This window comes from Candidatus Cloacimonadota bacterium, assembly GCA_019429305.1.
In the GTDB taxonomy this organism is placed as follows: Bacteria; Cloacimonadota; Cloacimonadia; order Cloacimonadales; family JAJBBL01; genus JAHYIR01.
Map to the genome: position 1 here is coordinate 1 of JAHYIR010000018.1, position 14402 is coordinate 14402.

Sequence of the window (14402 nt, forward strand, 5' to 3'; positions counted from 1 at the left end):
TAAAGCTACGATTACAAAAAAAATCTTGGGAGGAAAAAATGAAGCAGAGATATATTATAATGGTAGTCCTTATCGGGCTACTAGTCATATTATCGGTCAATTTATCTTATGCTCAATTTGCCGGAGGTGACGGTTCTGAAGAAAATCCCTATCTGGTTGAATCGGCAGAGCATCTTAATGAGGTAAGAAACTATCCAAAGGATCATTTTAGGCAGATTACCGATATTGATTTAGGTGATTTTGCCCAGGGAGAAGGTTGGGAAACGATAAAAGAGTTCTTCGGTACATACTACGGTTCCGGCTATTCAATAACAAATCTCAAGATCCATAGAACAACAACTGACAATGTCGGTTTGTTTGGTTCAGCAAATGAAGCTACAATAGGAGGAATAAAACTCATAGATGTTGAGATCTATGGTCGAGATAATGTAGGTAGTCTATTAGGATGGAACGAGAACAGTAATATAGAATTGAACTATGTATCCGGTTTTATTCATGGTAGATCAAACACCGGCGGACTTGTGGGATATCAAAATAATGGATTACTCATAGAGAGTTCCTCTACATCACACGTAGAAGGGGCTCAGAACATTGGTGGTATTGTTGGATCATTGAACTATGGTGAAGTAAAGAACTGTTTTGCTTTAGGAACTATTCACGGAGAGAGATACATAGGTGGATTGATAGGGTCCTATGCTGCAAATGGAATAGTATTTAACAGTTATGCTGCCGGTAGAGTATCCGGAGAAAGAGATACCGGCGGTCTAATTGGTTATGGAAACGGCACAGCCGTTAATAGTTATTGGGATATGGAAATAACAGGACAAAGAAGGTCGGCAGGTGGTGAAGGAAGAAGAAAGCAAGAAATGACTTACCCCTACGATCCTGATACCTATGTAGATTGGGATTTTGTTTATAAATGGTTAGAAGATGAACATAATCTCAATGAAGATTACCCTTATCTTTTCAGAGCTCCGAGCGATATAATCCCATGGCCTTTATTCTCAGGCGGTGATGGAACTGAAAACAATCCTTTCTTGGTAGAAAACGCTTTTCAATTAAATTGGATCAGACATCCTAATTTTTTAACAAAGAACTATCGGCAGATAAGTGACATTGATTTAGGAGTTGCTCCATGGAATTTGAATGAGGGTTGGTTACCGATCGGAAATGCTCCCACCCCTTATGGATTTACCGGTTATTACGATGGGAATGGATATAGCATCGTTAATTTGTTTATTGATCGTAATTCCGCTGATGTGAATTGGGATCAGTTAGGATTATTCGGATTCATTTATGACTCAGCTTTTGTGCAAGGTCTAAATCTTGATAATGTTAATATCTCAGGAAGGAATTTTGTCGGTGGTCTTTCCGGTCTTATCCAACTATCGAATATTATACATGTTAAAGTATCAGGGCATATTAAGGGTATATCGTGGGTAGGAGGAATTACCGGTGTAGCTGCTCACTGCTCAATAGAAAGCAACTATTGCTCTGCTCTAATCGAAAACATAGCCGGTAGTCCTGCTTTAAGAGGAGTTTCCGGCGGTTTGGTTGGCTTTAGCAGTTGGTCGGAATTTTCTAATAGTACAGCAACGGGAGATGTACTCTCTGTATTTGGGGGTTTAGTTGGCGGACTGATAGGAGAAGCGACTCATTCAAGTGTAATTGATTGTTCAGCTACCGGCGATATTACTTCCTCAAATCACTCTTTTGTGGGTGGAATTGTAGGTTATGCAGCCAGTATTAATATCACCAATAGTTTTGCTACCGGTAATATTGAGGGCAATGAAGCGGTTGGAGGATTAGCGGGGGAAATTGTAAGCAATTCCGTGATTAATCAGAGTTATGCTACCGGTACGGTAACAGGGGATTTTGCCGTTGGAGGATTAGCAGGATACTCCGGTTTACCGGTACCATTTGCTCAACCCTGTTACATCGAAAATTCTTATGCCACAGGTGATGTACATGGCAATAGTCATGTTGGTGGTTTGGTCGGTTTTCATGGTCCAATAGGAAATGTCGAAAATTGCTATTCTATCGGACCAGTTAACCGCGGAGAAGCCGGTCACCATGTAGGTGGATTGATAGGTTATAATGCAGGTAATGTTGCCAATTGCTTCTGGGACAGAGTAACTTCAGGTCAAGAATACTCTGCTGCCGGTACCGGATTACTTACTGTTGATATGTTACCGTCTAATGATATATACACTAATTGGAATTTTCAGAACATCTGGGATCTAAGAAACTATACAACCTATCCCTATTTGAGATGGCAAGCTGATCCTGCAGTTCAAAACTATCCTCCTCATGGATATCATAAAGTCTTTCGTGATAGAATCTGGTATTGGGAATCTTTCCCGGTACTATGGGACCGTGATCAGGGAGGATATCAAGATGGTAGTATAGTACTTGATCCTCTAACTAATCACATGAATACCGTACTTGTTTATAACGAAGAATATGGAATAATGTTTTTTCATTATACTGATTGGCATAATGTTTATGATTTTCATAGTACCAGAGGATATAAACTGGGTCTTATTGATCAAAATGAGTATAGTTTAATAGTCGAAGGAGACACCGGTACTCCGGAAAACATTGAATTCGACGCTGAAGTAGCTTTATATCCCCGTAGTATGCTCCCCGAAAACTTTATCGGCTATTTCATACCACAAACACAATGTGTCTTCGATGCCTTCTCTGAGATCATTGACGATTTGGTTATTATCCAATCGGAAGAATGGGGTTTATACCGTAACGAATTTGACCAATGGGAATATGATGTTAATATCGAACCGAAGGTTCTCTATGGCAAATTTTACGCTGTAACCCCTCGCGAAGATCTGACCGAAACCATATATTTTCAGTGGAATATTCCGACAGAACCAGAATATTGGGTGCCGCGTCCTAAACCTGAATTTTTTGTTTATACAGAGAAAGCCGCTTATGAATCGTTTTTCATAGAATATATCGAAGACGATGAAGATGTACTGGAGGTTGCCGTCTTTGCCGATGACGAATGTGTCGGTGCAACGGTCTTTCTTGGCGGTTATCCCTTCGAGATTCTCGCTTATACTGATGAATCGCATATCGGTGCTGAGATTAGTTTTGTCATTCATCGTAGCGGTCAGAGAAGCGAACCGGAGGTCATAAGAGTCGTTGATGCAAAGGATAATATCAGTGGTGAATACTCATTGCAGATTCTAAAACCTCTACGACAGAGATACACTGTAGTCAGGTTAGGAACAGGCGAATATGAACCGGAGACAGAGATCAAGCCGCTAATCATGTTGTCACAAAACTATCCTAATCCCATTGTCTTTAAAACGGCAGACCGGTTCAACATAACCTCTATACCATTCTATGTCTCTCAAGACAGAGAAGTTACACTCAGTATTTACAATATCAGGGGTCAACTTGTTAAGACACTCTATTCAGGTATTGTCATTGAAGGGAGACACTCTATCGGTTGGAATGGAATGAATGATCAGAATCGTACGGTTGGTTCCGGTGTCTATTTCTACCGCTTGGAGAGCGGAGATACTGTCATCACCAGAAAGATGCTGATCATCAGGTAAAAGAATAGGGACACAGATGGGCACGAAAAAAGGATCTATAGGGCATATTGATAGATGTGCTTTTCTGTTGATAGAATGAATAAATGTATATAATCAGTAACAAAGGTATAGTATGGGGTCAATGCCCCATACTATACCGCATTTATAAGGAATAACAATGAACATAACCGACAAATGTCATTCTGAGTGTTCTGCCAGCGGCTTTGTGTTTTACCCGAGCAGAATGTATCGCAGGATGACAAATGCACAGACTGAAGTCTATGTTACGAACAACTGTCTTCCTGAGTGTTTAGCAATGAAATGGTCAGACCACTCAGGGTGACAATATGGAGTATCTATGAAATATTGGGTCTTTATTACTATTAACCTACTTATGCTATCAACTCTTCTTTCAGTGACCTGGGAGATCAAGCAAGACGGAACGGGAGACTTTACGACTATAGGAGCCGGTATTACTGTTGCTCAGGATGGTGATACACTCCTTGTCTATCCCGGTATCTATTATGAAAGGATCAACTATCAGGGGAAGAATATTACCATCACCAGTCTCTATGACGGCGATGAATATGATGAGAGTTATATCGCTAATACAGTAATAGACGGCAACCATGAAGGTACTGTGGTGATATTCAATTCCGGAGAGACGAGAGATGCAATTCTTAACGGCTTTACTATCCGTCACGGAAAAGGAGAACCACATAGTGCACCCCATTTCCCTGGTCTAACGGTTGGTGGAGGAGTTTATATTTCTGAGGCTTCACCTATCATTAACAATTGTATCATTGAAAAAAACTATGCTCTTTCCGGTGGAGGTCTTAGTTTAATGAGAAATGGTCATCCCTTACTAAAGGGTAATACCATTAGATTTAACTCTTCAAGTGTTCATGCAGCCGGTATTTTAGCTTCCAGCTTGCCAACCGATTATTCTAACATAGAATTTTCTACTCAATCGATGAATAGCATATATCTTAACAGTGGTCTGTTCGGTAATGACTTATACTTCAGCAACTCTGAACAATCTGCAGTCGTAATAGATACATTTACGGTTCTACACCCTGATGAATTTTTTATCAGATTTGGTATACATAGTGATCCAGAACTAAACATATCAATCAATAATGGTAAGATAGATCCCATATCTGCTGACCTATTCGTTAATCCCTGTGGAAATGATACAAATAGCGGATTATCCCCTTATGAGCCCCTACAAACAATATCTCGGGCAATGGCAACAATTTTACCGGATAGTTTACAGCAACGGACTATTCATCTTGCAGAAGGAGTATACTCACCATCAATCAACAATCAATTATTCCCGGTGCAATTGAGAAAATATATATCACTGCAAGGAACTGGGAAAAATGTAACCATACTTGACGGTGAATTCAAAACCCTGTTATTAGGTGTACTAGGTTCAAGAGAACAAAATGATATACCTGTTGTTAGGAACTTTTCTGTAAAAAACGTGACATTGATAAATGGTGGAAACGAAATACATTATGTCGCTGCAGGAGGCATTACTTTACAATTTACAGCAGATTTTATCTTTCATAACATTGATATAACTAATTGCCATACTGGCAATCCTAGCACTTTTCGTAGTATTAGCGCCGAGGGTAACTATTCTCTTAAAAATATTCATATTTATGATAACACCGGAGGTACTAACGCATTGAATCTCAATCATTTACGTGATAGTTATAATTTTTATGCTGAGAATATAAGGATAAGAAATCAACAACCTGGTCCATCTGATCTCGATATCGTCGGTTATGGTGGTGGGATGAGAGTTGCAATGCAAGGTTCTGAGTTTCAGCTCCCTTTAGTATCAGTAGGAACTATAGTAAATCTTGAAATTACTGACTGTTTCATTGACAATACCACTTCCGGTTTACCTTTCGGAAATCTCATGTTTATAAGACCTGGTTCTTTCAGGGTTATCAATGCAACTATCGGCAATAACCACTCTACTAATAATACCGGCGGTGGTCTATCTATTCTAGAAGAGGGAGTTCATGTAGAAGTTATCAACTCAATTATTTATGGTAATTTTCCTCATAACATAGCATTAAGAAATAACCATGAAATACCCAGCAGTCTAACGGTGTCACATTCTTTGGTAGGTGGTGGACTGGCTGGAATATATTACTCGGGTAATTTTGATGTTCATTGGGGTGAAGGTAACATCGATGCCGATCCTTTATGGCTGGAAGTGGTTGATCCTGACTATGACGGCGATTATCATTATATGTTATCGGAACACTCTCCGGCAAGAAATGCCGGTACTCTCGATATACCGAACTTCGAGTTCCCTCTCTATGATCTGGCAGGTAATCCTCGCATCTATGGTGATTCCATAGATATAGGTGCTTACGAATGGAACCCGGAAGCCAGTATAGATGATAACGATACTTATCATGCTATCTCATTACATAATTACAATCTTCATAACTACCCTAATCCTGTTGTGAGCTTAAAGGGTATGGGTAGAGGAAAAGGTGTAGGCACCAATATCAGTTTTATTATGCCGAAAGAGGGACATGTCGTGATCGATATCTATAATGTCAAAGGACAGTTTATCAGAAGATTGATCAATGCTTATATGGTAGCAGGAGAGTATAATTTCTTATGGAACGGCAAAGATGAGCAGGAGAGGATAGTTGCTACCGGATTCTACATGTATAGATTAGAGATAGACGGAGAAACAGTAGCTACCGGAAGATATACGTTTATTAAATGATATACTTAAAAAACCAAAGGAAGCAGAGCAAGTACTGTCCACTAATACACACGGATGATAAACAATAAACACGAATAAAAAGACAAATTATTATTTACATACAATCTATAAGCGACAGAAGGTCGTCTTTGATTTATTTAAGCAGTTCTGTAGATGAGAATTTGCGGTAGAGAGAGAAACCTTCGAGTATTTCGAGATCTTCAGGAGTAGTTTTCTCGAGAATTAGTCTAGTGATTAATTCTCCTAATCCGGGTCCGAGCATAAAACCCTGTCCACAAACTCCGGCGGCATTGATAAAATTAGGATGTTCTTTAGTTATTCCTACAATAGGGAAACCGTCAGGAGTCATCGGATATTGTCCGCGCCAAGTTCTTCTCACTTTGAGATTCGCCAGACGGGGATAGATATTAAGCATTCTTTTGGTTATCTGAGGAAGAAAGACCGAGGTAGAATCGTTATCAATTCCCCAGATCGGTGGATCAGGGGTTAAACAGAAAACGACCTGCCCTTCATAGTTCTGATAAAAGTAAAAATTTGCCGAATCTTTAGTTGGTCTGATATCAACAACCATGGGACCGAAAAACCTTTTAACCGGCTCTGAAATTCCTGCCTCGTGGTTGTCCGGTCTGACCGGTATTTCGATATTGAGCAATCGGGCAATTTCTGCAGCATAGTTCCCAGCAGCATTTATCACATACCGAGCAGTATAAGATCCCTTATTTGTTATAACTGAGTAGGAGCTATCAACCATCGCTTCTAAAGCAATTACCTGCTCATTGAATCGATATTGAGCACTCTGCTGCAAACTCTTATAGTAGAGAGCGTTAATGGCTAATAAAGGTGAAGCAGAGCCATCTTCCGGTGAATAAGTAGAACCACGCAGATCAGTCATATTGATACCGGGCACAAGCTCTCTGTACTCTTCAGGAGATATCCATTCAATATTCAATCCGTAGGAGTGTTGAATTTTCATCGTCTCTTTGAGAGTATGTTCATCCTTTTCCGTGTAGGCGGGAAAACTATAGCCGTTAGACATCCATTGAATATCGTCACCATGTTGTTCTTGCCAATTGGCGAAGATTTCGAGACTTCTCAGGCAGATCCTTATCTTTCCTTTATCAGAGTGAGTAGCACGTAAACCTCCGATCGCTTTCTTATTATTTCCCTGTCCGGCAGAAGGCAGGGCATCGATGACAAGTACTTTGAGTTTTTCTGCAGAGAGAGCCAGAGCTACAGGTACACCAATTGAACCGGCCCCGATAACGATAACATCATAAATACTATTCGTCATCTGATTTCTCCTTTTCTGCATCAACAAAGTATTTCAAGGGTACTTCAATAAAAACAGGCCTTTTGGTATTGGACACAATTTCAGTTTCGGGAACACCCTCTTCACGGAAGATCTGCCTGATCAAGGTATCACAGGTTTTACTCCCGCAAGGTCCCATACCAAGCCGTGTCAATGCTTTGATCTGATTGATGTCGGTCACCCCTTTTCTGATCAATTCTCTTACTTCACCGACCTTAACCCTCTCGCACAGACAAACCATAGCATCATCATTGGTTTTTGTCGTAATAACCGGTTCATCTAAAGGTTTGGTCAACTCTTCATTCTGTATTCGGAAAGCTACTATTCTTTTAGCAATTGATCTCGGAGCTTTTATTTTAACTAAATTGGTCTTAGAGTTCTTGTGAGTTATAACATTCACCACCGGTAACTCGGCTAAAGAATTACCGTCAATATCAACTGCTATGACCGTGTCACCTTTATTGACAGGATAATTAGAAACCTCATAGGGAACTGTTACGATTGGATTCTCTCTGTCCTGCCGGAAATCAACCAGTGTTATAGCTAATCCGGGACAGATGGTCAAACATTGATGACAACCGGTACAATCATTTTTGAAAATTGGTAATCCCATGATGGGATCATCAAGTAGTTCGATAGAATCGAGCGGACAAACTGTGGTACAAGGATTGCAGGGAATTTCTTGCAGACAGTGAATAACCGGAAAGACTCCCTCCTCTCTATCGGGAAAAATCTGAGGATATGTTTTACCCGGATGTCTCTTCAAAACTTCTGCTTTATCATACCACTCAGCAGGAATATCATCTATCTCTGCTCCTAAATATTTAGCTAACTTCAGTCCGATGATTTTGCCGTTGAACATAGCTGATGATGCTTCTGCTATTTCATCAGAATCTCCGGCTGCAAAAACCTTAATTCCTGCCTTCTCTGCCTCTTCAGTAAATTCATTGAGCGGTTCCAAGCCAACAGCAATGAGAATAGTATCACAGAGAAATGTTTTTTCAGTACCTCTGATCGGTTGAAAATCTTTATCTATTTCTACTATAGTAACAGATTCCACACCATCCTTTCCCTGAGCGGATAGCACAGTATGTGAGGTATATATGGGGACGCCAAGACGTTTAAGTTTGTCACTATGGACTTTATAGCCACCACATGTCGGCATAGCTTCAACCAGTCCAACAACTGTTATTCCTGCCTGTATAGCATGATATCCGGCAATTAAACCGACATTACCACCACCAACGATGAATAATCTCTCCGAAGGTCTCACTAAATCGCGATTCGCCAATGTTTGAAAAGCTCCGGCTCCATAGATACCGGGCAGAGTATTTCCAGGAAAGCGCAAAAACTTCTCTCTCGCTCCAGCGGTATTGAGAATGATCCTTGGTTCGACAATTTTATAAGAATCATCCTTTAAGATACCGACCTTTTTATCTTTAAAAACAAACAGAGCGGTGGAGTTAAGCCAAACACTACAATTGGGATATTCTTCAATTTTATTGGCCAGCATTTTCCCGATATCAATACCCCTTGTTCCGGCATAAGAATCTTCTACCGAACCGAAGAATTTATGGGTTTGAAGAACGAGCTTACCACCCAATTGGTTCTTATCATCTATAAGGATAATTTGATATCCATAATTTGCCAACTCTATAGCAGCAGAAAGACCGGCAGGTCCTCCGCCAATTATCAAGATATCGGTTTTATACTCTTTTATTTCGGATATCTTGATCGGTTCCTCTTCTAATGGTAGTTCTGGTAAACCGTCCATACTTTCGACAATCATATTCTCTTTGACTTTTACCATGCAAGATTTAACAGGAATACCGTTAGCAATTACCCCGCATTTAGCACATTGTCCATTAGCGCAGAACATACCTTGCGGAGTATGATCCAGAGGATGGTAACCAAAGATCTTTATCCCATTTGCTATTAAGGCCGAAGCAATTACCTCCCCTTTCCTTGCCTTCAGAGGTAGCTTATTCCAGTAAAATGTGACCTCTTCCTGCTGACCGATTTCGAGAACATGATGTTCTTTAATACGGTTTTTGTTATCCATCTATCTCTCCAATAATATCATTCAACTTTATTATATACCTTCGCTTTTAAAAAAAAACTCCCGGCAATGTCAATAAAAACTGAAATATCAGCTCTATAATGTTAAGCAGTGCTATATCTTATGAATTATGAGCCATTTCAAAAGATTCATGCTGCATATAAGAAAAATTTGCCATTTCATCAAAGAGTGTTACATTAAGTGATGTAGGAACTATAATAGTATTAATCTGTTTAGGAATAATACTTAGCATGAGGAATAAGCAATGAAACTATCACTGGAAAAGTGTAATCTATGTCCGAGAATGTGTAATGTCAACCGGTATGAAACAGTTGGGTACTGTAAAGCTGGTGATAAAATAAAATTGAATCTTTATCAACTGCACTTTGGAGAAGAACCAAACTTAAGTGGTCAGAATGGTAGTGGCACGATCTTCTTCGCTCACTGCAACCTCAAATGCTTATACTGTCAAAACTTCACGATCAGTCATTTCGGTTGGGGAAGAGAGGTAGAACAATCTGAACTCGTAGAGATCATGTTCAACTTACAAGACAGCGGAGCACATAATATAAACTTGGTTACACCGACTCATTATAGTTTGCAGTTAATTGGGGCTTTAAAACAGGCGAAGTCACAGGGCTTATCTATCCCGGTCATCTGGAACACTAATGCCTATGAGAACGTTGATACATTAAAAGAGCTTGCTGGCTTAGTTGATATTTATCTTCCCGACTTTCGCTATTATGATAATGAAGCTGCCAGAATTTATTCTGATTCAGAGAATTATTTCGAGATAGCATCAGCCGCCATCTTGGAAATGCACAAGCAAGTAGGTCAAATAAAAGAGAAAAAGGGTCTTGCCTATAAAGGTTTGATGATCAGACTGCTAATTATGCCAGATAATAAAAACCGTGTAGATAAGCTATTGGAATGGATATACCAAAACCTTGGTCAAGAAACCTATATCAGTTTAATGGGTCAGTATTATCCAACCTATAGAGCGGTAGCCTATCCGGAAATAAACCGTTCGGTCTCATTGGACGAATATGATTTTGCTTTAGAGGTACTGAATAAGTTTGGATTCGAAAATGGTTTTATCCAGGAACGAGGAAGTACAGACGATTGGACTCCAAAATTCATAAAAACATAGAGGACAAAAAAATAGAAAATGAAAGAACCTTTAAAGTATGATGTTGCTATTATTGGTGGTGGTCCGGCAGGTTTAGGTGCAGCTATCTATTCTGCGCGTGGAGGTTTGAAAACCTTAGTTATTGAAAAGGGGTTAATCGGAGGTCAGATACTGCTAACAGCTGATGTAGATAATTATCCCGGCTTTGAAGAAACTATCTCAGGTTATGAACTCATAGAAAAGATGCAAAAACAGGCACTTAAATTCAATGCAGAATTTAGGGAAGAAGAGGTCAGTGCAATTAGTTTAGAGGGATTATGTAAAATTGTTGAGACTGATAAGAATACTTATCGTGCAAAAGCAATCATATATTGCGCCGGAGCACATCCCCGCAAATTAGCCGTTCCTGGTGAAGAGAGATTTACCGGACGTGGTGTTTCTTATTGCGCCACCTGTGACGGGGCACTCTTCCGTGATAAAACTGTTGCAGTTATTGGTGGAGGAGATTCAGCAGTAGAGGAAGCAGAATTTCTTACCCGTTTTGCTGATAAGGTATATCTAATCCATCGGCGTGATCAATTAAGGGCAGTTCATGCCGTACAGGAACGTGCCTTTAAGAACAAGAAGATCGAGTTTATCTGGGACACGGTAGTACACGAGATTGTTGGTGAAGTTAAAGTCGAAAAACTGATTCTGTTCAACAAGAAAAAGAACATGATTTTTGATTTGAAGATAGATGGTGTTTTTGTTTATGTCGGCATTATTCCTAATAACAGTTTGATCGAATCTCGTATTGAACTGGATTCGCAAGGTTTTGTGCTTACTGATGATAACAGACAGACCAATATTCCCGGAATCTTTGCAGCCGGTGATATCATCCATAAAGTCCTCCGTCAGGTAGTTACAGCAGTCAGTGATGGTGCTACAGCTGCCTTTTCTGCAGAGAAGTGGATACAGGAAAATTTGGATAACTTTAACCCTCCAGCAAAGAAACTTAAATAAAACATCCCGTTATAGTAAGAAAAAGAGAAATGATCTATGCTTACGCTCAAAAAGTATCATATCTATTGTATCATAGCCTTAATGTTATTCATAGTTGGATTAATGGGACCGGAGAACAGTGAAGAATTCTTTGTCGAATATGCACCAAAACTAACTGAACTTGCATCAAGATTAGAAGAACGGGGTATTCCTAAAGAATGGTTTTGGGAACAGATTGAGCGTGAGAACTTTCAATTTCATGCCAATATGGAGAATTATTTTCTCAATATGGCAGAGCATCGATTTGACCGTGGAGAGATCACTGTAACTGATTATAAACAACATTTCGGTGTTGAAAGAAAAATCAGGTTAGGACGAATCTTTATTGAAGAGAACAAGGAATTACTCTCTCAGATAAAAACCCGTAACGGTATCGATTATGAGATAATGGTTGCAATTCTGGGCATGGAAACCAACTTTGCAGAACAGCGGCAACGAGGAAATTTTTATGTTTTTGACGCCTTAGTTTCTCAATATCTCCTTATTCCGAGAAGAGAGAATTATGCAGTTAATCAGTTTGTGGCTCTCTATATATTTATGGACAAAATTAATCGAGATACAGATTACTTTATCGGTTCCTTTGCTGGTGCCAGTGGTTGGGGACAGTTTATACCGGCATCATTAAACAGCTTTTTTATCTCTTTCGATGGTGTTGATGAACATATAGATATATTTTCAATTGAGGATAATCTGGCTAGCATCGAAAATTATTTACATCAACACGGTTTGCGTGAATCTACAATGCAATCTGAACAGCACCGCCGGAACGCAGTCTTCGCTTATAATAGAAACGAAGCTTATGTTCAGGCGGTTTTATACATCTACGAAGAATTGAAAAGAACCTGCTTCTAAGTTTAGTCTGCTAGATTAATCGTTATGTATCTATTGACTCCATCACGATTGAGGACATAGAGGAGGATTATATTTCGTCCTTCTTGTTCATATTGATCTTTGGCTTCTCCAATAGCTCTTTCGTAATCAGTGATCGAATTTATTCTATTATGGTTTACTTCTTTAATAACATCTCCAACTCTTAGTTCGGAACGAGAAGCTGGTGAATTACTTTCTACTGCTGAGACAACTACCCCATAATCAGAGGTGATCTCTAATCTTGTAGCAAACTCACTTTGCAAATCCCTTACTTCTAACCCCAACCAAGGTGAACTGTCCGGTTCAGAAACCTGCCTAGCAACTGTATCATCCGGCATCTCCGCTAATTCTACATATATCGTTCTTTGTTGTTTGTTACGTATGATAGTTACTGGCATTCTTTTACCTATTTCTGCATTAGCAACTAAAATTCTGAATCTTGGAACATTGTTAACCTCTTGATCATTGAGTTTGATGATCACATCACCATTTCTTAAGCCGGCTTTATCGGCTGGGGTATTACCTTCTACTTGAGCGACCAGTACACCGCCAATCTGTTCCAGACCTAATGTTTCCTGCAAATCGGGAGTAATCTCTTGTGGCAATATTCCCAAATAAGCTCTCACTACTCGGCCATGTTGTAGAAAGTCAGAAACAACTTTTTTAGCTAGATTTATCGGTATGGCGAAACCTATACCTATGTTACCACCACTTGTGCTTGTAATAGCGGCATTTATACCAATTGCTTCTCCTCTAATGTTTAACAATGGTCCTCCACTATTGCCGGGATTTATCGCTGCATCTGTCTGAATGTAATCTTGGTACAGGGGAGATGATTCCCCAAAATTGAGTGAAGCACGGCTTGTTGCTGAAATCACTCCTACTGTAACTGTTCTTTCTAATCCTAACTGACCGAAAGGATTACCGATAGCAATAGCCCAGTCTCCAATATCAAGATTATCTGAATCACCCAGAGGAATAGCAACTACCCTCTCATTTCTGGGAACAGAAATTTTAATAATGGCTACATCAGTCATCGGATCTAAACCAACAACCTCTGCCCGGTGTTTGGCTTTATCTGCTAAAGTAACAGTTATCGTTTGATTATCTCCTTTGTCGACGACATGATTATTTGTTAAAATATATACTTCTTGCCCTTCTTGTCTGAATATAAATCCACTTCCTATCGATACGGATCTTCTAGTCTCCGGCATCGGTCCAAAAAAGAAGCGAAACAGATCATCATCAAAAGGAAACCTACCTCTTGGTATGCGCGCTTCTACTTCGGCTTCAACCTGTATATGAACTACGCTCTCCCGTACATTTCTCACTACTTCCACAAAAGGGCTTTTACCATCACTGGTCAATGGATACTGTGCTCCAAGCTGTAAACTCAGCATCATTATTGCTATTACTCCGACAATCATAATACTTTTCTTAGACATCTGAAATCCTCCATCATAATTAGCATTCTCATTTTTATAATATAAATCTTTCCTTACGTTTATACTAATTTCTTATTGTTTACATAATTAACTACAGATTGCTCTTCTTTGTTACAAGACTCTGCATGTTCGTTTATGCTTGTTTGAAATAAAAAACATAGCAACTTACTGACCAAACAATCAAACTCTGGAAACAAACTCTTAAAGTCATGTCTTCTAAAATATTGA

General features: G+C 39.5%; 8 protein-coding genes. 5 read left to right on the forward strand and 3 right to left on the reverse strand.

Going from position 1 to position 14402, the window contains the following annotated elements; translation table 11 throughout:
• Positions 1–38 precede the first annotated feature (38 nt).
• A complete protein-coding gene (locus K0B81_07240) occupies positions 39–3581 on the forward strand; it encodes a T9SS type A sorting domain-containing protein (GenBank protein ID MBW6516390.1) in 3543 nt (1180 codons plus the stop codon).
• A gap of 337 nt (positions 3582–3918) precedes the next feature.
• Positions 3919–6321: a hypothetical protein gene (locus K0B81_07245; GenBank protein MBW6516391.1), complete on the forward strand. Its 2403-nt coding sequence runs from the start codon at positions 3919–3921 to the stop codon at positions 6319–6321.
• A gap of 133 nt (positions 6322–6454) precedes the next feature.
• Here the strand turns inward: K0B81_07245 and K0B81_07250 are convergent, their stop codons facing one another.
• Together K0B81_07250 and K0B81_07255 are read right to left on the reverse strand one after the other, a co-directional pair.
• On the reverse strand, positions 6455–7612 hold the full coding sequence (locus K0B81_07250) for an FAD-binding oxidoreductase (GenBank protein ID MBW6516392.1): 1158 nt from the start codon (positions 7610–7612) through the stop codon (positions 6455–6457).
• The gene (locus K0B81_07255; GenBank protein ID MBW6516393.1) at positions 7602–9692 is read right to left on the reverse strand and encodes an FAD-dependent oxidoreductase; all 2091 of its coding nucleotides are present in this window, start codon (positions 9690–9692) and stop codon (positions 7602–7604) included. The genes K0B81_07250 and K0B81_07255 overlap by 11 nt, the downstream gene beginning before the upstream one ends.
• Before the next feature lie 262 nt (positions 9693–9954).
• Between K0B81_07255 and K0B81_07260 the strand changes: the two genes are divergently transcribed.
• The 3 genes from K0B81_07260 to K0B81_07270 all read left to right on the forward strand — a co-directional run bounded on the left by K0B81_07260 (position 9955) and on the right by K0B81_07270 (position 12711).
• On the forward strand, positions 9955–10839 hold the full coding sequence (locus K0B81_07260) for a 4Fe-4S cluster-binding domain-containing protein (protein MBW6516394.1): 885 nt from the start codon (positions 9955–9957) through the stop codon (positions 10837–10839).
• 18 nt (positions 10840–10857) lie between these two features.
• Entirely contained in the window at positions 10858–11820 is a 963-nt protein-coding gene (gene trxB, locus K0B81_07265; GenBank protein ID MBW6516395.1) for a thioredoxin-disulfide reductase, read from the forward strand.
• Between the two features lie 81 nt (positions 11821–11901).
• Entirely contained in the window at positions 11902–12711 is an 810-nt protein-coding gene (locus tag K0B81_07270) for a lytic murein transglycosylase (GenBank protein ID MBW6516396.1), read from the forward strand.
• A gap of 2 nt (positions 12712–12713) precedes the next feature.
• Here K0B81_07270 and K0B81_07275 read toward each other — a convergent pair whose 3' ends face one another.
• Complete coding sequence (locus K0B81_07275) at positions 12714–14174, reverse strand: Do family serine endopeptidase (protein ID MBW6516397.1); 1461 nt, start codon at positions 14172–14174, stop codon at positions 12714–12716.
• Positions 14175–14402: the final 228 nt, after the last annotated feature.

Excerpts from the sequence above, each read along its gene's own strand:
- K0B81_07270 (MBW6516396.1), top strand. The coding sequence starts at position 11,902 with ATGTTATTCATAGTTGGATTAATGGGACCGGAGAACAGTGAAGAATTC.
- K0B81_07275 (MBW6516397.1), bottom strand. The coding sequence starts at position 14,174 with ATGTCTAAGAAAAGTATTATGATTGTCGGAGTAATAGCAATAATGATG.
- K0B81_07245 (MBW6516391.1), top strand. The coding sequence starts at position 3,919 with ATGAAATATTGGGTCTTTATTACTATTAACCTACTTATGCTATCAACT.
- K0B81_07240 (MBW6516390.1), top strand. The coding sequence starts at position 39 with ATGAAGCAGAGATATATTATAATGGTAGTCCTTATCGGGCTACTAGTC.
- K0B81_07260 (MBW6516394.1), top strand. The coding sequence starts at position 9,955 with ATGAAACTATCACTGGAAAAGTGTAATCTATGTCCGAGAATGTGTAAT.
- trxB (MBW6516395.1), top strand. The coding sequence starts at position 10,858 with ATGAAAGAACCTTTAAAGTATGATGTTGCTATTATTGGTGGTGGTCCG.
- K0B81_07255 (MBW6516393.1), bottom strand. The coding sequence starts at position 9,692 with ATGGATAACAAAAACCGTATTAAAGAACATCATGTTCTCGAAATCGGT.
- K0B81_07250 (MBW6516392.1), bottom strand. The coding sequence starts at position 7,612 with ATGACGAATAGTATTTATGATGTTATCGTTATCGGGGCCGGTTCAATT.